The sequence below is a fragment of the Kibdelosporangium persicum genome (genome assembly GCF_013280595.1).
In the GTDB taxonomy this organism is placed as follows: domain Bacteria; phylum Actinomycetota; class Actinomycetes; order Mycobacteriales; family Pseudonocardiaceae; genus Kibdelosporangium; species Kibdelosporangium persicum.
The window spans coordinates 42286-63993 of the sequence record NZ_JAAATY010000004.1 but is presented as its reverse complement, the minus strand read 5'-3'; the positions used below and the strand labels follow the sequence as shown (position 1 = coordinate 63993).

General features: G+C 67.6%; 21 protein-coding genes. 11 read left to right on the top strand and 10 right to left on the bottom strand.

Features of this window, described 5'->3' with window-relative positions:
* Positions 1 to 94: 94 nt before the first annotated feature.
* The 4 genes from groES (at position 95) to GC106_RS09245 (ending at position 6426) form a co-directional block, all read left to right on the top strand.
* A complete protein-coding gene (groES, locus tag GC106_RS09260; protein ID WP_125728378.1) occupies positions 95 to 388 on the top strand; it encodes a co-chaperone GroES in 294 nt (97 codons plus the stop codon).
* 81 nt (positions 389 to 469) lie between these two features.
* Positions 470 to 2092, top strand: a complete 1623-nt coding sequence (gene groL, locus GC106_RS09255; protein WP_173126915.1) for a chaperonin GroEL — start codon at positions 470 to 472, stop codon at positions 2090 to 2092.
* Positions 2093 to 2882: 790 nt separating this feature from the next.
* Positions 2883 to 4430 carry an alkaline phosphatase D family protein gene (locus GC106_RS09250; RefSeq protein ID WP_173126912.1) on the top strand — a complete coding sequence of 516 codons (1548 nt, stop codon included), beginning with the start codon at positions 2883 to 2885 and terminating at the stop codon, positions 4428 to 4430.
* A 94-nt stretch (positions 4431 to 4524) separates the two neighbouring features.
* The gene (locus GC106_RS09245; protein WP_173126909.1) at positions 4525 to 6426 is read left to right on the top strand and encodes an N-acetylmuramoyl-L-alanine amidase; all 1902 of its coding nucleotides are present in this window, start codon (positions 4525 to 4527) and stop codon (positions 6424 to 6426) included.
* On the opposite strand, the gene tsaD is transcribed toward GC106_RS09245, so the two are convergent.
* The 3 genes from tsaD to tsaB are packed head-to-tail and all read right to left on the bottom strand — an operon-like array spanning position 6423 to position 8568.
* Entirely contained in the window at positions 6423 to 7472 is a 1050-nt protein-coding gene (tsaD, locus tag GC106_RS09240) for a tRNA (adenosine(37)-N6)-threonylcarbamoyltransferase complex transferase subunit TsaD (RefSeq protein WP_173126906.1), read from the bottom strand. The two genes, GC106_RS09245 and tsaD, sit on opposite strands and share 4 nt — an antisense overlap.
* On the bottom strand, positions 7469 to 7933 hold the full coding sequence (gene rimI, locus GC106_RS09235; protein WP_173126904.1) for a ribosomal protein S18-alanine N-acetyltransferase: 465 nt from the start codon (positions 7931 to 7933) through the stop codon (positions 7469 to 7471). The genes tsaD and rimI overlap by 4 nt, the downstream gene beginning before the upstream one ends.
* Positions 7930 to 8568 (bottom strand): tRNA (adenosine(37)-N6)-threonylcarbamoyltransferase complex dimerization subunit type 1 TsaB, encoded by a 639-nt coding sequence (tsaB, locus tag GC106_RS09230; protein WP_173126900.1) that lies wholly within the window; start codon positions 8566 to 8568, stop codon positions 7930 to 7932. Before tsaB ends, rimI begins: the two co-directional genes overlap by 4 nt.
* A 60-nt stretch (positions 8569 to 8628) precedes the next feature.
* Between tsaB and GC106_RS09225 the strand changes: the two genes are divergently transcribed.
* Together GC106_RS09225 and GC106_RS09220 are read left to right on the top strand one after the other, a co-directional pair.
* Complete coding sequence (locus tag GC106_RS09225) at positions 8629 to 9000, top strand: MerR family transcriptional regulator (protein WP_173127784.1); 372 nt, start codon at positions 8629 to 8631, stop codon at positions 8998 to 9000.
* Positions 8988 to 9317, top strand: a complete 330-nt coding sequence (locus GC106_RS09220; RefSeq protein WP_173126897.1) for a thioredoxin family protein — start codon at positions 8988 to 8990, stop codon at positions 9315 to 9317. The genes GC106_RS09225 and GC106_RS09220 overlap by 13 nt, the downstream gene beginning before the upstream one ends.
* Before the next feature lie 28 nt (positions 9318 to 9345).
* Here GC106_RS09220 and GC106_RS09215 read toward each other — a convergent pair whose 3' ends face one another.
* Positions 9346 to 9684 carry a hypothetical protein gene (locus GC106_RS09215; protein WP_173126894.1) on the bottom strand — a complete coding sequence of 113 codons (339 nt, stop codon included), beginning with the start codon at positions 9682 to 9684 and terminating at the stop codon, positions 9346 to 9348.
* Positions 9685 to 10460: 776 nt separating this feature from the next.
* On the opposite strand from GC106_RS09215, the gene GC106_RS09210 reads away from it, so the two are divergent.
* Positions 10461 to 11804: a helix-turn-helix domain-containing protein gene (locus tag GC106_RS09210; protein ID WP_173126891.1), complete on the top strand. Its 1344-nt coding sequence runs from the start codon at positions 10461 to 10463 to the stop codon at positions 11802 to 11804.
* On the opposite strand, the gene GC106_RS09205 is transcribed toward GC106_RS09210, so the two are convergent.
* Both GC106_RS09205 and GC106_RS09200 read right to left on the bottom strand, forming a co-directional pair.
* Positions 11801 to 12364, bottom strand: a complete 564-nt coding sequence (locus tag GC106_RS09205) for an NUDIX hydrolase (protein WP_173126888.1) — start codon at positions 12362 to 12364, stop codon at positions 11801 to 11803. The genes GC106_RS09210 and GC106_RS09205 overlap by 4 nt on opposite strands.
* Before the next feature lie 106 nt (positions 12365 to 12470).
* On the bottom strand, positions 12471 to 13016 hold the full coding sequence (locus GC106_RS09200; RefSeq protein ID WP_312872557.1) for a TetR/AcrR family transcriptional regulator: 546 nt from the start codon (positions 13014 to 13016) through the stop codon (positions 12471 to 12473).
* 98 nt (positions 13017 to 13114) lie between these two features.
* Between GC106_RS09200 and GC106_RS09195 the strand changes: the two genes are divergently transcribed.
* The 3 genes from GC106_RS09195 to GC106_RS09185 are packed head-to-tail and all read left to right on the top strand — an operon-like array spanning position 13115 to position 16651.
* Positions 13115 to 14008: an SDR family NAD(P)-dependent oxidoreductase gene (locus GC106_RS09195; RefSeq protein WP_173126882.1), complete on the top strand. Its 894-nt coding sequence runs from the start codon at positions 13115 to 13117 to the stop codon at positions 14006 to 14008.
* A gap of 29 nt (positions 14009 to 14037) precedes the next feature.
* The gene (locus tag GC106_RS09190) at positions 14038 to 15420 is read left to right on the top strand and encodes an acyl-CoA synthetase (RefSeq protein WP_173126880.1); all 1383 of its coding nucleotides are present in this window, start codon (positions 14038 to 14040) and stop codon (positions 15418 to 15420) included.
* Positions 15404 to 16651, top strand: coding sequence for a carboxyl transferase domain-containing protein (locus GC106_RS09185; protein ID WP_173126877.1), 1248 nt, complete (start codon positions 15404 to 15406; stop codon positions 16649 to 16651). The genes GC106_RS09190 and GC106_RS09185 overlap by 17 nt, the downstream gene beginning before the upstream one ends.
* On the opposite strand, the gene GC106_RS09180 is transcribed toward GC106_RS09185, so the two are convergent.
* Complete coding sequence (locus GC106_RS09180; RefSeq protein ID WP_173126874.1) at positions 16595 to 17968, bottom strand: MFS transporter; 1374 nt, start codon at positions 17966 to 17968, stop codon at positions 16595 to 16597. The two genes, GC106_RS09185 and GC106_RS09180, sit on opposite strands and share 57 nt — an antisense overlap.
* Before the next feature lie 113 nt (positions 17969 to 18081).
* On the opposite strand from GC106_RS09180, the gene GC106_RS09175 reads away from it, so the two are divergent.
* Positions 18082 to 19044, top strand: coding sequence for an Lrp/AsnC family transcriptional regulator (locus GC106_RS09175; protein ID WP_312872556.1), 963 nt, complete (start codon positions 18082 to 18084; stop codon positions 19042 to 19044).
* A 15-nt stretch (positions 19045 to 19059) separates the two neighbouring features.
* Here GC106_RS09175 and tsaE read toward each other — a convergent pair whose 3' ends face one another.
* Genes tsaE through alr form a run of 3 tightly spaced genes read right to left on the bottom strand, consistent with a single transcriptional unit; the run spans position 19060 to position 21706 of the window.
* A complete protein-coding gene (gene tsaE, locus GC106_RS09170; RefSeq protein WP_246365301.1) occupies positions 19060 to 19530 on the bottom strand; it encodes a tRNA (adenosine(37)-N6)-threonylcarbamoyltransferase complex ATPase subunit type 1 TsaE in 471 nt (156 codons plus the stop codon).
* Entirely contained in the window at positions 19527 to 20615 is a 1089-nt protein-coding gene (locus tag GC106_RS09165; RefSeq protein WP_173126868.1) for an alpha/beta fold hydrolase, read from the bottom strand. The genes tsaE and GC106_RS09165 overlap by 4 nt, the downstream gene beginning before the upstream one ends.
* Positions 20612 to 21706, bottom strand: coding sequence for an alanine racemase (gene alr, locus GC106_RS09160; RefSeq protein WP_246365299.1), 1095 nt, complete (start codon positions 21704 to 21706; stop codon positions 20612 to 20614). The genes GC106_RS09165 and alr overlap by 4 nt, the downstream gene beginning before the upstream one ends.
* Positions 21707 to 21708: the final 2 nt, after the last annotated feature.

Sequence of the window (21708 nt, the reverse complement as noted above, 5' to 3'; positions counted from 1 at the left end):
ACCCGACACCGCCCCGGCACCCGCGACGGCGGGGTGGCCAGGAGCCGCTGTAGGTACCTGCCAACGCTTTGGAAGACCCATGGAGGTCACACCGGTGAGCGTGAACATCAAGCCGCTCGAGGACAAGATCGTCGTCCAGGCCAGCGAGGCCGAGGCGACGACCGCGTCCGGTCTCGTCATTCCGGACACCGCCAAGGAGAAGCCCCAGGAGGGCAAGGTCCTGGCAGTGGGCCCGGGCCGCATCGACGACAACGGCAACCGCGTCCCGCTGGACGTGAGCGTCGGCGACGTCGTCATCTACTCCAAGTACGGCGGCACCGAGGTCAAGTACAACGGCGAGGAGTACTTGATCCTCTCCGCCCGCGACGTGCTGGCCGTCATCAACTGACGCGCTACCACTCCACGTCAAACGCCCCGGCGGCCCCTTCACCGGGGCCCCCGGGGTGTTTGTCATAAAGAGAGGTTGTAAATGCCCAAGCAGATCAGCTTCGACGAGGACGCTCGTCGGGCACTCGAGCGCGGGGTCAACAAGCTGGCCGACGCGGTCAAGGTGACTCTGGGCCCGCGCGGACGGCACGTCGTGCTCGCCAAGAAGTTCGGCGGCCCGACCGTGACGCTCGACGGTGTCACCGTGGCGCGCGAGATCGAGCTGGAAGACTCGTTCGAGAACCTCGGTGCGCAGCTCGCCAAGAGCGTGGCCACCAAGACCAACGACGTCGCGGGTGACGGCACCACCACGGCCACCGTGCTGGCGCAGGCCCTCGTGCGCGTCGGTATGCGCAACATCGCGGCGGGTGCCAACCCGACCGCGCTCGGCCGTGGCATGCAGGCCGCGGTCGACAAGGTCGTCGAGGTGCTGCTCGCCAAGGCGACCCCGATCAAGGGCCGCGACAACATCGCCCAGGTCGGCACGGTCACCTCGCGGGACGCGTCGATCGGCGCGCTGCTCGGCGAGGCCATCGAGAAGGTCGGCGAGGACGGCGTGATCACCGTGGAGGAGTCCTCCACGCTGGCCACCGAGCTCGTCATCACCGAGGGCGTGCAGTTCGACAAGGGCTTCATCTCGGCGCACTTCGCCACCGACGCGGAGGCACAGGAAGCCGTCCTCGAGGACGCGTACATCCTGCTGTACCGGGAGAAGATCTCCGCGCTGGCGGACCTGCTGCCGATCCTGGAGAAGATCGTCCAGGACGGCAAGCCGGTGCTGATCATCGCCGAGGACGTCGAGGGCGAGGCGCTGTCCACCCTGGTGGTCAACTCCGTCCGCAAGACGATCAAGGCCGTCGCGGTCAAGGCGCCGTTCTTCGGCGACCGCCGCAAGGCGTTCCTGGACGACCTGGCGTACGTCACCGGCGGCCAGGTGGTCTCCAGCGAGATCGGCATGAAGCTCGCCGAGGTCGGCCTGGACGTGCTGGGCCAGGCCCGGCGCATCGTGATCACCAAGGACGAGACGACCATCGTCGAGGGTCGTGGCGACAAGTCCGAGGTGCAGGGCCGGATCGAGCAGCTGCGCAAGGAGATCGAGGCGTCCGACTCCGACTGGGACCGCGAGAAGCTGCAGGAGCGGCTGGCCAAGCTGGCCGGCGGCGTCGCGGTGATCCGGGTCGGTGCGGCGACCGAGACCGAGCTGACCGAGCGCAAGCACCGCATCGAGGACGCGGTCGCGGCCACGAAGGCGGCGGTGGAGGAAGGCATCGTGCCCGGCGGCGGTTCGGCCATCGTGCACGCGGCCAAGGAGCTCGAGGGCAACCTCGGCCTCACCGGCGATGAGGCGACCGGTGTCGCCATCGTGCGCGAGGCGCTGTCCGCCCCGCTGCACTGGATCGCCAGCAACGCCGGCCTCGAGGGCGCCGTCGTGGTGCACCGCGTGCGCGAGGGCGAGTGGGGCCAGGGCCTCAACGCGGCCAAGCTGACCTACGGCGACCTCGTCGCCGACGGCATCATCGACCCGGTCAAGGTCACCCGCTCCGCGGTCACCAACGCCGCGTCCATCGCGCGGATGGTCCTGACCACCGAGAGCTCGGTCGTGGAGAAGAAGGAAGAAGAGCCACCCGCGGCCGGTCACGGCCACGGACATGGCCACGGCCACTGAGTTCGTTCGGCCACTGAGTTCGTTCGACGCGAACGGCGCTCCTCGCTCCGGCGAGGAGCGCCGTTTCGTTTCGCCCCCTCCCTCGTGAGCGTATATCAGTGTTCTAACCCTGATAAACACTCACGAGCCTCACGTCGGCGAGAAGCGCCGTTTCTGTTTGCACGCTGGGGTTGTCGTCCACAGCAGGGCAGACCGAACTTCGGGATCGTGCATCCGCTGCGGCAACGCCGCGCGATGCTGAGGCTGCTCTGCCAGGTCTGCGGCGATCAGGCCGAGCGCTCGGAACACGGTGTTCTGTGGCTGCTCAAGGACCACCGCGAGGACTGGAAGAACTGGCCCGAGGACATGGCGGTCACCGAACCGCCTGTGTGCAGGCGATGCGTTGGGGTGGCCAGTCGGCTGTGCCCGGCGCTCAGGCGGGGCGCAGCGCTGCTTTGGGCACAGGAGTTTCCGGTTGTCGGGGTTCACGGCCCCATCTACCGAAGCAATGGAGTGGTCACGGTCCCGTTCAACGGAGAACGGCGACTTGTCGCATACGACGACCCAGCCGTCCGATGGGTGTGTGCGATAAGCCAAGTACGCAAGCTGAACGGCTGCACGCTCATCTCCACGGACGAGGTATGACGCTGTCCTGGGCCGCTCACCCCTCGTGAGCGTTTATCCGTGTTCTAACCCTGACAAACACTCACGAGGGGGGTGGGTGGGTACGGACTGTTCATCCTGGGATAACCGGATCTTGAGGTGGTGGTCGAACCGCCGGGTGAGGGTGACACACCAGTAGAGCCCGGAAATGGGAGGTACTGTGTCCGTCCCCACCACACCTTCACGTCGTTCCGTCCTGCTCGGCGGAGCGGCGGCCGTAGGTTTGACGGCGTTAGGCACGACGCAGGCGAGTGCGTCTGCGGACAAGCTCACGGACCCGTTCACCCTTGGTGTCGCGTCCGGCGACCCTGATCACCACAGTGTCGTGCTGTGGACCCGGTTGGCGCAGAACCCGTTGGCGGACAACGGTCTTGGCGGGATGCCGGATCGGTCCTACCTGGTCGAGTGGGAGATCGCGACCGACGAGAACTTCCGCCGGACGGTCCGGCGCGGCGCGGAGGTCGCGCGGCCGGAGTTCGCGCACAGCGTCCACGTCGAGGTGGAAGGGCTGAGGCCTGGTGCGGAGTACTTCTACCGATTCCGTACCCAGGGCCACATCTCGCGGGCGGGCCGTACCCGGACCGCGCCCGCGCCTGGCATCACGCGCACCGACCTGACGATGTGTTTCGCCTCCTGCAGCCACTTCGGTGCCGGGCACTTCACCGCCTACAAGCGACTGGCTGAGGACGAGCCGGGCCTGATCCTGCATCTCGGTGATTACCAGTACGAGTACGCCGCGGGCGCCAACGATGTCCGCAAGGTGCTTGGGCCGGAGACGCGGACGTTGGAGAACTACCGTCTGCGGCACGCGCAGTACAAGACCGACCCGGACCTGCAGCTCGCGCACGCGACCGCGCCCTGGCTGGTCGTGTGGGACGACCACGAGACCGAGAACAACTGGGCTGACGAGGTTCCTGAGCAGCCGGACCCGAACTTCCTCGACCGCCGCAAGAACGCCTTCCAGGCGTACTACGAGAACATGCCGCTGCGCCGCACCGCCCGGCCGCGGGGCATCGACATGCGGCTCTACCGGACCGTCCAGTGGGGCGGGCTGATCAACTTCCACATGCTCGACACCCGGCAGTACCGCGACGACCAGGCCTGCGGCGACGGCGTCAAGGCGAACTGCGACGTGCGCCTCGAACCGACCCGGTCGATCACCGGTGAGGAGCAGGAACGGTGGCTGCTGGACAACCTGCGCCGGTCCCGGGCCCGCTGGGACGTCCTTGGCCAGCAGGTGTTCTTCTCGCAGATCGACCTCACGCCCGGCGCGCCGCAGGGCTACAACATGGACGCCTGGGACGGCTACAAGGCCAACCGTGACCGGATCGCCGAAGGCCTCGGCAAGACCCGTAACGGCGTTGTGCTGACGGGCGACGTGCACCGGCACTGGGCAGCGGAGATCAAGTCGGACTACACCGACCCGACTTCCCGCGGCCTGGGCACCGAGTTCGTCACCACGTCGATCACGAGCGGCGGTGACGGCAACGACAACCCGAACGCCGCGGTGCTCGCCGAGAACCCCCACGTCAAGTTCCACAAGAACCGGCGTGGGTACATCCGGACCAAGTTCACCGCCGACGAACTGCGGGCGGACTACCGGATCCTGCCGTACGTACGGCAGCCTGGTGCCGAGGCCACGACTGCCGTCAGTTTTGTGGTCGCCGACCGCGACCCCAGCCTCCACCAGGCGTAATTCAGCCACTAAACAGGCTGATTGGACGCAAGTTATTGACGGGCAGGGCGCGACGCCCGCAGAGTATGCGTGACCTCGTCTACGGGAGAACGCCATGCGCCCTGCCCTCGTCCTGGCCACGGTCACCGGCCTCGTGCTCGGCGTGACCACGGCGGCCAGTGCCGAACCAGCCGACCTGTCCCGCCAGCGTGCGTTCAGCGCTGCCGCGGCCGAGTTCGGCGTGCCGGAAAGCGTCCTGCTCGGAGTGTCCTATCTGGAGTCCCGCTGGGACGCCAACGCCGGGACCCCGAGCACCAGCGCCGGTTACGGCCCGATGCACCTCACCGACGTACGGACCGCCAACGCGGGCGGCACCCATCACGACGACGGCACCGAGGACCCTCGCGGTGACGAAGCACGGCCGCCGCGCCTGCCCAAACCAGGCCCCGTGGACGAGCAACTCCAGAAACTGCTGACCGTGCACGACGCGGCCGCGTTGACGGGCGTGTCCACCGAGAAGCTGCGGACCGACACCGCGCAGAACATCCGTGGCGGCGCGGCACTGCTCGCCAAGTACCAGAGGGACATCGGGATCGTCAGCGACAATCCCGCCGACTGGTACGGCGCCGTGGCGCGGTACGCGGGAGCGGGCGACACCGGCTCCGCGGCGACTTTCGCGGACGAGGTGTACGCGACGATCAACACGGGCGCCGAACGTCTCACCGACGACGGCCAGCGCGTGAGACTCCCGGCGACCACGGTCCAGCCGAACAAGCAACTGCTCGGCGAACTCGGTCTCCGAAACTCCACTTCGGACAACACGGAATGCCCGCGTACGCTGGCCTGCGAGTGGATTCCCGCGCCGTACCAAGAACTTCCGGACAACGACTACGGCAACCACGACAAGGCGAACCGGCCGGAGTCGCAGGAGATCAAGTACATCGTCATCCACGACACCGAGGGCCAGTGGGACGGCGTGCTCAAGATGGTGCAGGACCCGGCCTACGTGAGCTGGCAGTACTCACTGCGCTCGGCCGACGGGCACGTCGCCCAGCACGTGAAGGCCAAGGACGTGGCCTGGCAGGCGGGCAACTGGTACGTCAACGCCAAGTCGATCGGCCTGGAGCACGAGGGTTTCGCCAAGCTCGGCACCTGGTACACCGAGGCGATGTACCGCTCGTCCGCGAAGCTCGTGCGTTACCTGGCGGCGAAGTACCGGATTCCCTTGGACCGCGCGCACATCATCGGGCACGACAACGTCCCGGGCACGATCCCGGCCACCGTGCGCGGAATGCACTGGGATCCGGGCCCCTACTGGGACTGGGCGCACTACTTCGACCTGCTCGGCGCGCCGCTGCGGCCGACCGGCAACCTCGGCCTGGTCACGATCAAGCCGGATTTCGCCACCAACAAGCCCGCGTTCATCGGCTGCGTCACCCCCGGCGAACCGTGCCCGCCGCGTGGCTCCACTTCGGTCATCCTGCACACCGAACCCCGGGCGGACGCGCCTCTGCTGAAGGACGCCGGGCTCCGGCCGGACGGGTCACCGGGCACCATGGAGATCTCGGACCACAGCAGCCGCGTGGAGACCGGGCAGCAGTTCGCGGTCGCCGAAGTCCGTGGCGACTGGACCGCGATCTGGTACCTGGGCCAGAAGGGCTGGTTCCACAACCCGCGCAAGGCGCCCAATGCCCTTGGCGCGACCGGGCTCGTGGTCACCCCGAAGAAGGGCAAGGCCACGGTTCAGGTGTACGGCCGGGCATATCCCGAGGCAGCGGCGTATCCGTCGCACATCCCGGCACAGGCCGTCACGCCGCTGCAGTACACGTTCTCCGCGGGTGAGCGGTACTCGCTCGGCCAGGTCCTGCCGTCCGAGTACTACTGGGCGACCACCTTCGACGCCGCGAACCACACCGTGGTCCGCGGCAAGACGAAGTACCTGCAAATCCAGTTCGGACACCGGATCATGTTCGTCAACGCCGACGACGTCGACGTCCTCCCGTCGTTCTGGCGCTAGACATACACGGTGTCGACCGGCAGGCCTGGATCTGTCGGCAGCTCAAGCGAAGAAGGCCGGACACCGGCAGCGACGACATGCGCGCCCAACGCGGCGATCATGGCGCCGTTGTCGGTGCACAGCCGGGGCCGCGGCACGCGAAGCTCGATCCCGGCTTCCTCGCACCGCTCCCGGGCCAGCCCGGACAGCCGCGAGTTCGCCGCGACACCACCGGAGATCACCAGCGTGCCGATGCCGAGTTCCTTGGCCGCCCGGACCGCCTTGGCCGTCAGCACGTCCGCCACGGACTCCTGGAAGGACGCACAGACGTCGTCGACCGGGATCGGCCTGCCGTCCGCCTCCTGGGCCTCGACCCAGCGGGCCACCGCGGTCTTCAAGCCGGAGAAGGAGAAGTCGAACTTCGGGTCCCGCGGACCGGTCAGGCCACGCGGGAACTTGATCGCGTCCGGGTCGCCCTGCTTGGCGGCCTTGTCGATCGGCGGGCCGCCGGGGTACGGCAGGCCGATGATCCGGGCGACCTTGTCGTAGGCCTCGCCCGCGGCGTCGTCGATCGTGGAGCCGATCTCGGTGATCTTCCCGGCCAGGTCCTCGACCTTCAGCAGCTGCGTGTGCCCGCCGGACACCAGCAAAGCCAGGCATTCCGCCGGCAACGGCCCGTGCTGCAAGGTGTCCGCGGCCACGTGCCCAGCCAAGTGGTTGACGCCGTACAACGGCACGTCCAGCGCGGCGGCGTACGCCTTCGCGGCGGACACGCCGACGAGCAGCGCACCGGCGAGACCAGGCCCGCACGTCACCGCGATGGCGTCCACATTGGACAGCGACAGGCCCGCTTCGTCCAGCGCCCGTTCCATCGTCGGGGTCATCGCCTCGAGGTGGGCGCGGCTGGCGACCTCCGGCACCACACCGCCGAACCGGGCGTGCTGGTCCACACTGGACGCGACCTGGTCGGCGAGCAGCGTGATGCCGCCATCCTCGGACAGCCGGACGATACCGACGCCGGTCTCGTCGCACGAGCTCTCGATGCCGAGAATTATCTTCTCACTCATTGGGGTCTCCCCGGCCTGGCCATGGTGTACGCGTCCGCGCCCGACGGCTGGTAGTACCGCCTGCGCAGACCGATCTGTTCGAAGCCGTGTGTCTCGTAGAGTTTGATCGCGGGCACGTTGTCGGTCCGCACTTCCAGGAACACCGGGGCGTGCAGCTTGTCCGCACGGTCCAGCAGGTCCCGCAGCAGCGCCTTGCCGACGCCCTTGCCCTGGAACGCCGGGTCCACCCCGATCGTGTGGATCTCGCACTCGAAGTTGCCGGGCGAGCCGAGCTCGGCGATCCCCGCGTAACCGACCAGCCCGACCGGTTCGGCGTGCGCGCCGACGTAGTAGTTGCCGTTCTCCAGCTCGAACTGGAACGCCTGCACGCTCCACGGGTCCTCACCCGGGAACAGGATCTTCTCCAGTTCGGCGCAGCGGGGAAGATCCTCGCCGCGCAGGGGTGCGAGCCGGACGGTCACGCCCGGCTCACCCGCTTACGCGCGCCTGGTTCGACCGCGTCCGGCCTGCGCAGGTACAGCGGGGTCAACGGCGGCGGCGTCCGCCCGAACAGGGGCGAGGCCGCCATGACCAGGCCGTTGGGACTCGGTGACGCCGGCTCGACGGCACGCTGCAGCAGCTCGGCGCCGACGACGAGATCGACCTCGACGTCCTCCAGCCCGGCGGGCTTGCACACGTCCGGCCCCTCGACGCGGTGGCCGTTCTCGTAGCGCGCCCAGTACACCTCTTTGCGGCGGGCGTCCGTGACCACGAGAAGGCGGTGCACCTCCGCATAGTCCGCGGCGAGGGCGTCGAGCGTCGAGACCGGGTAGACGGGCTTACCAAGCGCTTGGCCGAGCGCGGCGGCGGTGACCATTCCGGCGCGCAGCCCGGTGAACGGGCCCGGCCCGGAGCCGCACACGACGGCGTCCAGGTCGGCGAAGTCCAGTCCGGCCTCGGCGAGCGCCTCCTTCGTGTGCGGAGTCAGCAGCTCGCCGTGCGCGCGGGCGTCGATCGTGACCCGGGTGGCCAGCGTACGGGCCAGACCTTCGTGGTCGAAGTCGACGACACCAGCGGTGACCGCGGGCGTCGCGGTGTCAAGGGCGAGAACGAGCACCGACCAAGAGTACGCAGCCTGGACTTGACGTCGATGTCAAGGCCTAACGTTGTGGTCATGATGCGGATCGGCGAGCTGGCCCGGCTGGTGGGAACGAGCACACGGTCACTGCGGTACTACGAAGCCCAGGGCCTGCTTTCCGCGCGGCGCGCGGCCAACGGGCACCGCGAGTACGACGAGAGCGACGTGCGGCTCGTCCAGGAGATCAGGTCGTTGCTGGCGATCGGCTTCGCCCTGGAGGAGACCCGGCCGTTCGTGGAGTGCCTGCGGGCCGGACACGCCTCCGGGGACGCCTGCCCGGCCTCGGTCGAGGTCTACCGCCGCAAACTGGCCGAGCTGGACGCCGGGATCACCCGGCTCTGCGAGATCCGCGACCGCCTCGCCGCCCAGCTGGACACCGCCTCGGAAAGGACCCGCCCGTGCTCGCGCTGACCGACTCGACCTTCACCTCCCACCTGGCCTCGGCGCAGCGACCGGTGCTCGTCTACTTCTGGGCGACGTGGTGCCCGCCGTGCCGAATGGTCGCGCCGGTGCTGGCCCAGCTGGAAACGGAACTCGCCGACGTGCTGGAGATCGTGAAGGTGGACGTGGACGCGGAAGTCGCCACGGCCCGCGACCAGCGCATCATGGGCGCGCCGACGTTGAACCTCTATCGCGGAGGCGAACTGGTGCACTCGATAGTCGGCGCCCGCCCGAAGCCCGCCTTGTTGCGTGAGCTCGAACCACACCTCAAGCTCGCCGCTCGGTAGTGCCGTTCGGGGCGTGCTGCGACGGCCGTCACCCTGCTGCGCCAGCGTCAACCCACACGAGATGTGGAGTGGTGTCCGGGCGCGCGGTGACATACTTCAGGGCACTTTCAGGCACTGCCATGGCGTACTGGTTCCTGCCGTCGACTGTGGCCATGTACGCGCCGTCATCGAGTGCGAGTCCCCAGGCAACAATCTTGGCATCAATCTGGTCACCGTATTCGAGGACGACCGCGAACACCCGAGGCGCATGATCCGCGATCATATCCGCCACATCCGTGGCGAAGTCGGATCCATCGGCAGCATGCCGCGTAGTGGCCGACTCAGTCGGGTTTCCGTCGACAGTGGACTGTGCGGTGGTGTGGGACAACGTTGTTCTCCTGGTGTGAGAATGAGAAACCTGGTGAATCACTGGAACTGGGTGAACTCCGCCGAGTCGCCGTGGAGTCGTTCAGGGCAACCTGGCCCGCAATCGCCGGAAACAGACCACCCATCGCCCTAAGACAGCACTCCGGGCACAAGCGGAGCGGCCGCGCCGGACGGTGTTCCCAGACCAACGCGACAGGGAGCTCGCACAAGGCGGTGCTCGGTTGACTGCTCCACACCACATGCACACGATCGGCGTAATAGAGTCCGCCGTCAGGATTGGTCCCCCACCATATGAGCGTGGGCTGTGACATGTCATCACCTGCGCGACCCGTGCCCAGCGACAACGCCGGTTCGGTGCTGTTCAGCGGAAATCAGTATCATGACGGTTCACATCCAATTGCACGTAACAGCGAACTTCCAGGCGAGAGACCCGATCCGCACGGTCACAGCTGCGTTCGATCTCATCTCATCCCGTCTCCGACATAACGAATTGTTCCCCAGATCAGGTTCAACGAAAAACGACACACGCGCATACGGATGGCGTCGTATACCCGTCAAGTATGTTCACAGGTCACGCGCACCGCATGGGCCAGTACACTTGTTTCGCCAGTGATCGACCAAGGGCGGGATATGATGGGTACGCTCCGGCACCGGACATGCTGCACGTGCGCGGCGCGGCTCGCCGCGGACAACAGGTCGGGAATGTGTAGCCCTTGTACGCGTCAGACACCTAAAATAGGATTTCCTGCGGTTCAGGGCGACTTCTGGGATTCCCCCGTGCTGCGAGAAGCGTTGGATGCACGTCAATTCGGGCAAGTGCTGCGCGCGTACAGGAAGGCTTATCCTGCTGGCCTCACGCAAGCCCAAGTCGCCGCGTGGCTGGGCCTGACACAAACTCAGATCAGCAGGTTGGAGAGCGGCAGGTCCCCCGCGAACGATCTCGTCAAACTTGATCGCTGGGCGCGGGTGTTGCGAATTCCTCAGCGTTACCTGTGGTTCAAACTGTCGACCGGGTCCTGCGGCGCACACCTCACGCCCTCGGCAAACCCCAGCCTGTCTCCATCACCTACGAACGTAGAAGGAGACGATGTGCAGCGCAGAAATTTCCTCAAGGTCGCCGCCAGCGCAAGCACGACAATAGTGGGCGAATCGCTACTGACGACCAATACAAAGAAACACCCGACCGCTCCATCAAACACCGTCGGCAGCCCCGAAGTGGACATGATTCGAGAAATGACACAAACATTCCGTCGCCTCGACAACAGACACGGCGGCGGACATGGGCATGTCAAGGCGGCTGCCCGGTCTTATCTGGAATCGACCGTAGAGCCCTTGCTTCGAAACGGGAGAAGTAAAACGGCGGTCAAACAAGACCTGTACTGCGCGACGGCCGAACTGCACCAGCTTGCCGGTTGGATGGCTTACGATACAGGGCAAGCCGGGGAAGGGCGGCAGCATCTCCGCCGCGCCCTCCGATTGTGCAATGAAGCCGGAAACGATGCGCTGGCGGCGGAGATGTTCGCCGCGATGAGTCATCACGCTGCGTTCTTTGGTTCAGCGGACGCTGCCGCGGATCTCGCGCTCGCTGCTCGCCAGACCGCGAAAAGGGCCGGCCTTGCCCGGTTGGAAGCAGAGACTGCGGTGATGGAAGCCCACGCCCTGGCACTCCAAGGCGACAAGAAAGGAAGCATGACGGCTCTGCACGATGCCGAGAAGCACTTCGCGGCGCACCAGCATGACGAGTTGCCGCAGTGGCTCGGCTACTTTGATGAGGCATACCTCGCGGCCAAGTTCGCGCACACGTTCCGAGAGCTCGGACATTCGCAGCAAGCCGAGCAGTTTGCTCGCCGTTCTCTGGAAATGAGCGACGGCTATGAACGCGGACGACTTTTCAACACCGCACTTCTGGCGTCGACTCTCGCCGACCAACGCCGGGTCGAAGAGGCCTGCGTCACGGCGTCGCTGGCAATCAGGATGACGGGAACAGTGCGATCCGTACGTACGGTGGCCTACCTTGCTGACGTTGGCAAACGGCTGGAGCCCTGCCGAACGAGCGCGGCGGTGATTCGCTTGTATCAGCACATGACAAGGGCGGGCATCCCAGTGCCACGCACTTCCTAACCAGTTCCCCGGGACGCGATCACCTGAAGCAGGCCAACCAGCGAAGCGGCACCCACAATCTCTCCCCTGGCTATCCGCTCAGGAACAGATGCCAGTGGAATCCACGCGATACGTTCCGCTTCGTTGACGTCTTCAGGTTCTCCGATGTAGTCCGCGCCGTTGGCGACGAACAGCAGATTCTCCGCGTCCGCCGAGCCGACCATCGGCTGGAACGACACAAGCTCACGCACATTGCGGGGACGCCAACCGGTCTCCTCTTCGACCTCACGAGCAGCTGTCGCCGCCGGATCCTCCCCGGGGTCGACATATCCCCCTGGCAGTTCCCACACCCAACTGTCAATGATAAACCTGTGCCGCCACATCATGAGCACCCTGTCTTGATCGTCAATGACGACCACCATCGCAGCTTGAGGAATTCGCAGAACATATTGCTCAAACTGAGTGCCATCCGGCAGTTCGACCGAGGCGATACTCAACCGGAGTCGTCGCGTGTCATCAACCACCCGCTCGTCGTGGATGGTCCAGCGCGTGAGTTCAGCTTTGTTCTGCTCAGCGGTCACGCGACAGACGCTACCGGGGCCTCCCGGCTGATCGACGGCACGCGCGGTTGGTTCGTGATCAGCTCAGCGAGGTCAAACCTGCCGTCGTGGTGGACGACGGAGCTGGTCAAGGGCGGTAGCGCAGGCCGTCCATCAGCAGGTCAAGCAGCCGTCCACGCTGCTCGTGATCCTCGTGAAAGCCGGCGAGCGCGATGCCACTGATGCTCACGAGCACGTCCCAGACCTCGATGTCCGAGCGGATCTTGTCCGCCTGCACGCTCGCGTCCACCAACTGCCCCAGAGCACCGAGCAGCAGTTCGCGGCTGTTCGCGAACGGGCTGCCACCGGAGGCGATCAACGCCTTCAGCGTGTCTCCCATGCCCTGCTTGGTGATCATGTACGCCACGAAGTGATCCATCCACGTCCGTAGCGCGACATCGGGTTCCATGGTGGAGAGCAACGCCGGAGCCGAGTCGGTCAGCCTGGCCAGCTCGGTGCGGTACGCGGCGTCGACCAGGGCCTCGCGGGTGGGGAAGTGCCGGTAGAGCGTGCCGATCCCCACTCCCGCGTCCTTGGCGATCGACTCGAGGGTCACCTCCGGACCGCCCTGGGCGAACGCCCGCACGGCGGCGTCGATCAGGCGGTCTCGGTTGCGTTGCGCGTCCGCGCGCACGGCTCCTCCTTCACGGGTTGCAAACCGGAGGAGCCTCCGTATAGCCTGGCGAGGTAGCGGAGGTTCCTCCGTTTCAATTCTATCCGTAGGGACGGACCATGACATTCGGCCAGGCCAGCACCGCCGACGAGGTCATCGCCGGAATCGACCTCACCGGCAGGCGTGCCGTCGTGACCGGCGGCGCCTCCGGGATCGGCATCGAGACCGCCCGCGCGCTCGCCAAGGCGGGCGCGGAAGTCATCATCGCGGCACGCGACGTCAAGGCAGCGCAGCAGATCGCCGACGAGATCAAGGCCCACGTCGCCCCGCTGGATCTCACCGACCAGCAGTCGGTCAAAGCCTTCACGCGGAACTGGGCAGGCCCGCTGCACCTGCTGATCAACAACGCCGGGGTGATGGCGCCGCCGCTCACCCGGACGCCGGAAGGCTGGGAGCTGCAGTTCGCCACGAACCACCTCGGCCACTTCGCGCTGGCCACCGGGTTGTACCCGGCGCTCGCCGCCGCGGACGGCGCCCGCATCGTGTCCGTCTCCTCCACCGGGCACCTCTTCTCCCCGATCGTCTTCGACGACATCCACTTCGAGCACCGCGTGTACACGCCGTACCTGGGTTACGGGCAGTCCAAGACGGCCAACATCCTGTTCGCCGTCGAGGCCACGCGGCGTTGGGCAGACGCCGGGATCTTCACCAACGCGCTGCACCCGGGCTCCATCGTGACCAATCTGCAGCGGCACATGAGGCAGGAGGACATTGATCGGATCCGCACCGAGGTCGGCGCTTCAGCCTTCCGCAAGACACCTGCCCAGGGCGCGGCCACGTCCGTCTACGTCGCCACTTCGCCGCGGCTGGACGGTGTCGGCGGCAAGTACTTCGAGGACTGCGCCGAGGCCAAGCCGCACCAGCAAGGTGAGTTCAACGGCATCGCGCCGTACGCGCTCAACCTGGAGACGGCCGAGCGGTTGTGGGAGGTGTCTCTCACCACACTGGGCTGATCACACGCCGTCCCGGCATAGTGGCTTGCATGTTTGGTGAGCTGACCCGGGCTTCCGACCGCCCCGCACTGCGCTTCGACGGTCCAGCAGGCAAGGTGGACCTGACCTACCGGCAACTGGCCGGGGCAGCGGGCGCCGTCGCCGCGCAGATCAAGGGCAAGGCGCGGGTCGCCGTGTGGGCGGCACCGACGGTCCAGACCGCGGTGGCCGTGGTCGGCGCTCTGGTCACCGGAATCCCGGTGATCCCGATCAACCCGAAGATCGGTTCCCGCGAACTCGACCACATCCTCGCCGACAGTTCACCGGACGTGATTCTGCGTGAGGCGGACATCGACATCACCGCGTCCGCACCGCTGCCCGGCTTCGACGTCCCGGACGAACATCCCGCGTTCATCGTCTACACGTCCGGCACGACCGGCCCGCCCAAAGGCGTTGTGCTGCCCCACCGGGCCATAAAGTCCAATTTGGACTCGCTGGCGACGGCCTGGCAGTGGACGCGGGACGACATCCTGGTGCACGGGCTGCCGCTCTTTCACGTGCACGGCCTGATCCTGGGCATTGTCGGCCCGTTGCGGCGTGGCGGATCAGTGCGGCACATCGGCAGGTTCTCCACCGAGGCCGTCGCCCGGGAACTCGCCGGTGACGCCACGATGATGTTCGGCGTTCCCACGATGTACCACCGGCTCGCGACCGACGCCGAAGCGAATCCTCAACTGGCCCAGGCAATCGGTCGGGCGAGGCTGCTGGTGTCGGGCTCGGCGGCCCTGCCGGCCAGCGATCACGAACGCGTCTTCAAGGCCACCGGGCAGCGGATCGTCGAGCGTTACGGGATGACCGAAACGCTGATGAACTGCAGTGTCCGAGCGGACGGGGAACGCAGGCCGGGCACGGTCGGCCCGCCGGTGGACGGCGTCGACCTGCGGATCGTCGACGAGCAGGGAAACCCGTTGCCGGACGGGGAGATCGGCGAGATCGAGGTGCGCGGGCCGAACCTGTTCCTGGAATACCTCAACCGTCCGGACGCGACCGCGCAAGCGTTGCGGGACGGCTGGTTCCGCACTGGTGATGTGGCCACTGTGGACCCGGACGGCTACGTCAGGATCGTCGGCCGCCGGGCCACCGACCTGATCAAGAGCGGGGGCTACAAGATCGGCGCCGGGGAGATCGAGAACGTCCTGCTGGAGCATCCGGCGGTGGCCGAGGCCGCGGTGACCGGCGAACCGGACGAGGACCTCGGTGAGCGGATCGTGGCCTGGATTGTGCCCGCGGGTGACAAGCCCGCTGAGCAGGATCTGATCGACCACGTGGCCACGTTGCTCACGCCGCACAAGCGCCCGCGCGTCGTCCGGTTCCTGGACGCCTTGCCACGCAACGACATGGGCAAGGTGACAAAGCGTGCCCTCGGCCAATGACCCGCTGGACTGGCCGGGCTACCCCGAATCGGTCGCCCGCGCCAGACAGGCGACCGGCGCCGAGGAGTCGGTGACCTACGGACAGGTTCTGATCGGCGACACCGACGTGATGCTGATCGAGTTCGACTTCCGGTTCCTCGGCGGCTCGGTCGGCACCGCCACGGGTGACCGCCTGGTGCACGCGTTGGCCACGGCCCGCGCGCACGGGCTGCCCGTGGTCTCCCTGCTCGCGACGGGCGGCAGCCGGATGCAGGAGGGCATGTTCTCGCTGCTGCAACTGCGGCGCGTGGCCCGGGAATGCCACCTCAACTCCGAAAGCGGCGTTCCGCACATCGCCGTGCTGCGCAATCCCACGACCGGCGGCGTGTGGGCTTCGCTCGGCGCGAGCGCGGACGTCATCCTCGGTGTCGCCGGTGCGCAAGTCGCCTTCGGTGGTCGCCGCGTGCGATCTGTCGAGGACGCGGATCATCCGGCTTTCACAGCGGAGGGCCAATACCAGGCCGGTCTCATCGACGCCGTGGTGACGTCCGAGTCACTGCCCACTGCTGTGGCCGCGTGGCTGGAGTTGCTGACCGGCGGTACGCCCGAGCCCGCCGAGGTCCCGAAAGCCCTGGGCAACACCGAGGTTCCGGCCACCGGCTGGGAGGCGGTCACCCGGGCGCGTGCCACCGGACGCCCGCGTGCCCAGGCTTACCTGGAGTCCTATTTCGACACCTACGAGTTGCTCAGCGGCGACCGGGCGGGCGGCGTGGACCCGGGAATGCTGTGCGGAATCGGGTGGCGAGGCGGTCGTTCGATCGCGTTCGCCGCCCAGACCGGAACCGCCACCCGTGCGGCCGGGTACCGCACGGCCAGCCGCCTGATCACGATGGCCGACCGCCTCGGCATTCCGGTGCTGACACTGGTCGATACCCCGGGTGCCGCCAACGATCCCGCGTCGGAGTCGGCGGGACTGGCCGCGGCGATCTCCGGTGTGTTCACCGCGGTGGCCGCGGCCCACATCCCGGTGACCACCCTGGTGATCGGCGAAGGCGGCTCCGGCGGCGCGCTGGCACTCGCCGGAGCCGGACGGACGTGGATCACACCGGACGCGTACTTCTCCGTGATCGCACCGGAACTGGCCGCCGCGATCCTCAAACGCGAGCCGGGTGCGGCGCCGGAGCTGGCCGATCGGTTACGCCTCCGCCCGCAGGACCTGCTCGACCTCGGGATCGTGGACGGCATTGCGTGACCGGACCAGCGCGACCGCGAGCACGGCGACCACCAGGCCGACGATCCCAGCGACCACATAGGACGAATCGAGGCCTTGGTCGAACGTCGGCGCGTGGCTGACGACCGTGCCGAGAACCGCTACGCCCAAAGCGAATCCGAGCTGACGGAAGGTGTTCAGCGCACCGGAGGCCATCCCGGCCCGGTGGTGCGGGACGGTCGCCATGATCGCGCCGGGCAACGCCTGTCCCGTCACACCGACGCCGAGGCCCGTGACCAGCATTCCCGGCAACGTCACCGCCCAACTGTCACCGGTCGTCAACAGTAAGGCGCCCAAGCCGATCAGACCGAGCCCGACACCGAGCGTGTACCGGAACGGGACCGAGTGCAGATGCCTGCCGACCGTGCCCGCGACCACGAACGCGGCCAGACTCATGGGCAGCAGGACCAATCCTGCGGCCAGTGCCTGCATGCCCAGCCGCTGCTGCAACCAGACCGACAGGAACGGCATGTAGGCGAACGCGGCGAACGAGAACGCCATGGCCGCGAGCAGGACCACCGGGAACGACCACTGACGGAACAGTCCGAGGTCCAGCATCGCGTTGGAACTACGCGCCTGCAGCACGGCGAAACCGATCAGGATCACCACGCCCGCACCGATCCAGCCGAGCACCCTGGCCGACGCCCAGGCATGCTGACCCGCCTCCATCAGACCGAATGTGATCGCGGCCGTGCCCGCCGTGAACGTCACGACGCCGGGCACGTCGACGCCCCTGGCGTGCGGGTTACGGGACTCGCTGACGACCTTGGCCGTCAGCCAGATCGCCACGACCGCGACCGGGATGTTGATCAGGAAGATCCACCGCCAGCCGAGGAACTCGGTGAGCAGGCCGCCGACCACCGGGCCGGTCGCCGAGGCCGCACCGGCGACCGCGCCCCAGACGCCGAGCGCGATGCCGCGGTCCCGGCCGTGGTACGTGACGTTGACGATCGCCAACGTGGTGGCCAGCATCGCGGCACCGCCGATGCCCTGCACGGCCCGCGAGACCACGAGAATCCCGGTGGTCGGCGCGAGTCCACAAGCGAGGGACGCGAGACCGAAAACCACCAGACTGCCCAGATACGTCCGTTTCCGGCCGATCTGGTCGGCCAGCGAACCGCTGGCGAGCACGAGCGCGGCCAAGGCGAGGGCGTACGCGTCGATGACCCATTGCAGGCCGTTGAGCGACGCGTCCAGCGTGCGTGCCATGTCCGGCAACGCGATCGTCACGATCGTGACGTCGACCAGCAGGATGAACCCGCCGAGGCACACCGCTACCAGCGGCGACCACTTCCCCATGTCGTTCTCCTTAGGACACCTGTGGATACAGTCCCGAGGATCACCACTTGGCGGCCGGGATCGCCACAACCGGAAGCCAGGCGGCGGTTTTCGACTTTCGCTACGGTTGTCTGGTGGAAATCGACTCGATCGACCGGGCGTTGATCCACGCGCTGAACATCGACGGACGGGCGCCGTTCAGCCGGATCGCCGCCGCTCTCGGCTTGTCCGATCAGACCGTCGCCCGGCGTTACCGCAGGCTGCGGGCCTCTTTCGCGGTCCGCGTGGTCGGCCAGACGAGCCCACCGCGCGTCGGGCACGTCCGGTGGTTCGTCCGGATCAAGTGCGCACCGGCCACGGCTGTGCCCGTCGCGTCCGCGCTGGCCCGGCGGGCGGACACCTACTGGGTGCGGCTGTACTCCGGCGGTACCGAGATCGGGTGCGTCGCGCAGTCGCGCAACGCGGAGGACACGGACACCTTTCTCCTGCGGCAGCTTCCCCGCACACCGAGGGTGAACGACGTGACCGCGCACAGCCTGCTGCACGTGTTCTTCGGTGGGCCCGCCGGGCACCTCGGGCTGGTCGACAGCCTGCCCGAGGAGCAGGCCGCCCGGCTACGGCCGCGGATCCACCCGACCGACGAAGTGGTCACCTTGGCGGAGGCCGACCACCGCATGCTCGCCCTGCTGGAGCAGGACGGCCGGGCCGGATTCACCGAACTGGCCGAGGCCACCGGCTGGTCGGAGTCGACCGTGCGCAGACGGCTGGAGCACCTGCGGGACATCGGCGCCTTGTTCTTCGACGTGGACATGGACACACGCATGCTCGGCTTCACGTGTGAAGCGATGATGTGGATGTCCGTGCCGCCCGCGGAGATCGCGGACATCGGCGAAGCGCTGGCCGGGCACCCGGAAGTCGCCTTCGCCGGCGCGACGACCGGGACCACCAACCTGGTCGCCGCGGTCGTGTGCCGTGACGTCCCGGCTTTCTACCGGTACCTGACCACCAAAGTCGCCTCGCTCAAGGCGATCAACCACATCGAGACAGTCCCGGTGATCCGCACCGTCAAGCGCGGCGCCACCCTGGTCACCTCGTGAGTGTTTTTCCGTGTTCTAACCCGGATAACCACTCACGAGCAGGTTCAGGCGCCGGGTCCAGGCGCCGTGTGGTTCCAGGTGGGCGATCCGGGTGTCGTCCGGGCGCCTTTCCAGGCGTACCACCAGGTAGTCGTCGGCCAGTTGCTCGGCGAGGCCCTCGCCCCACTCGATCACGACCGCCGCCTCGGTGAGGTCCGAGTCCAGGTCGAGGTCGTCGACCTCCTCGACGTGCCCGATCAGCCGGTACGCGTCCACGTGCACGAGCGGAACGCCGCCTTCGTGCCCTGGCTTGTGCACCCGCTCGATCACGAACGTCGGCGAGCTGACCCGGCCCTTGACGCCGAGACCTGCCGCGATTCCGCGGACCAGCACGGTTTTCCCGGCACCGAGCGGGCCGGCGAGCAACACCAGGTCGCCCGCGCCCAGTAGCCTGCCGAGCCGCTGTCCGAACTCGACTGTGTCGTCCGGAGTTGGAAGGGAGATCATGCCCTGCGCCGCCACCATCTACGTCCCGCGCCACGACCGCTGGCGCACTGCCGAACCAGATCGATCAGGTGCGCGTTGACCTGATCGGGTTGTTCCAGGATCACCATGTGCCCGGCCCCGCGTAACCGGACCAGCTTCGCGTCCGGCAACTCCTCGGCGATCCGCTCCGCGTGCGAGAACGGCGTCATCCGGTCCCGGTCGCCGCTCAGCACGAGCACGTAACAGTGCTGCAGACCGGCCAGGGCCTTGTACCGGTTGTGGCTGCCGAGCGTGTCGATGAAGTCGGCGAGCACCCGCACCGGGGTCACGTCGAGCATCTCCATCATGAAGTCCACCAGGCGGGGACTGACACCGCGGCTGCCGAACGCGATCAACCGGACCGCGCGCCGGGTCAGCTGGCCGCCAGCCGCCCGGACCAGTTCGACGAGGCCGGGCTGCCAGTCGGCCAGTGTGCCGACGCCCCTGGTCAACGGGTTGTAGCGGGACAGCAACGGCCGGGGCAGGCCACTCGCGCCGATCTCGCCCGCGGACGTGCCGATCAGCGCCACGCCACGGATGCGGTCGGCGAACAGGTCGGGTTCCTGCTCGGCCAACGCGATGACCGTCATCGCGCCCATCGAGTGCCCGACGAGGACGATCGGGCCCTTCGGCACCATCGCGCGCAGCACCGCGGCCAGATCCCGGCCCAGTTGGTCGATCGTGCTGGTCGCTTCGCTCGCCCTGGCCGACTTGCCGTGGCTGCGCTGGTCGTAGAGCACCTGCCGGACGCGCGGATCGGTCTGCTCGGCGAACATCCGGCGCTGGAAGTGCCACGACTTGCGGTTCACCGCGAAGCCGTGCACCAGAACGACGGTGATCTCCGGGGTGCCGCCGTCGTCAGGGTCCACTTCCTCGACCGACAAAGGCACGCCGTCGTCCGCCGCGACCGTGCTCGTCCGGCTCGGCGGCAGCAGCCCCAACGGCTCGTCGGCGTACATGTCCGCTATATCGCGGCGTTTCGACCGAACGACAGCAGTCCCGATGGCGGCGCCCGTCGCCACGACGCCGATCGCACCGCCGATCAGACCCGCGACCCGGCCGTTCATCGCGCTCCCAGGTAGCGGCGGCGGACCCGCGGCCGGTACATGTTGGTGACGATCTCGTAGTCGATGGTGCCCAGCTTGTCGGCCCACTCCCGGGCCGTCGGCTCGCCCCGGTCACCCGGTCCGAACAGGATCACCTCGTCACCCGGGGACACCTTGTCGTCACCGCAGTCCACGACGATCTGGTCCATGCAGACCCGGCCGGCCACAGGCTGCCGCTGTCCGGCGACGAAGACCTCCAGCCGCCCGGAAAGCCCGCGCGGCACGCCGTCCGCATAGCCGACCGGCACGAGCGCCAGCGTGGTGTCCCGCTCGGCGATCCACGTGTGCCCGTAGGACACGCCTTCCCCGGCGTGGATGCGTTTCACACCGGCCACACTGGACCGGAAGGTCATCACCGGCCGCAGGTCCTCGTGCCGCGGCACGGGATTGAGCCCGTACATGGCGATTCCGACACGGACCATGTCGTACGCCAGATCCGGTCTGGTCAGCGTGGCCGCCGAGTTCGCCAGGTGCCGCATCGGCTCGAGTCCCTCGGCCCGCGCGACTTCGTACGCCCACTCGAACCGTTCGGCCTGCCGGTCGACGGACGGGTTGCCGGGCTCGTCGGCCGACGCGAGGTGCGACCAGATCGCCCGGACGTCGTGGTCACGCGCGGCCCGGACCAGCTCTGGCCACTGCTCGGCGGAACAGCCGTTGCGGTTCAGCCCGGTGTCGATCTTGAGGTGGATCGGGGCGCCTTCGGCCATCCGCAGCTCGTCCAGGCTGGACACGCCGAGGTCGACACCCGCCGCGACGGCGTCCGACAGGTCCTCGCCGGCCGCGTAGAGCCAGGCCAGGATGGGCGCCTCGATACCCGCCTTACGCAGGTCGACGGCCTCGGCCGCGGAGCACGAGCCAAGCCAGGTGGCGCCTGCCTCCAGAGCTGCCTTGGCTATCTGGACGGCGCCGTGGCCGTACCCGTCGGCCTTCACGACGGCCATCACAGGCACCTTGGCCCGTTCGGCGAGCAGGGCGACGTTGTGCCGCAGCGCGTCGAGGTCGACGACTGCCTCAGCACGGAGCGCGGAGTGACCGGACATAACGTCGCCCATGC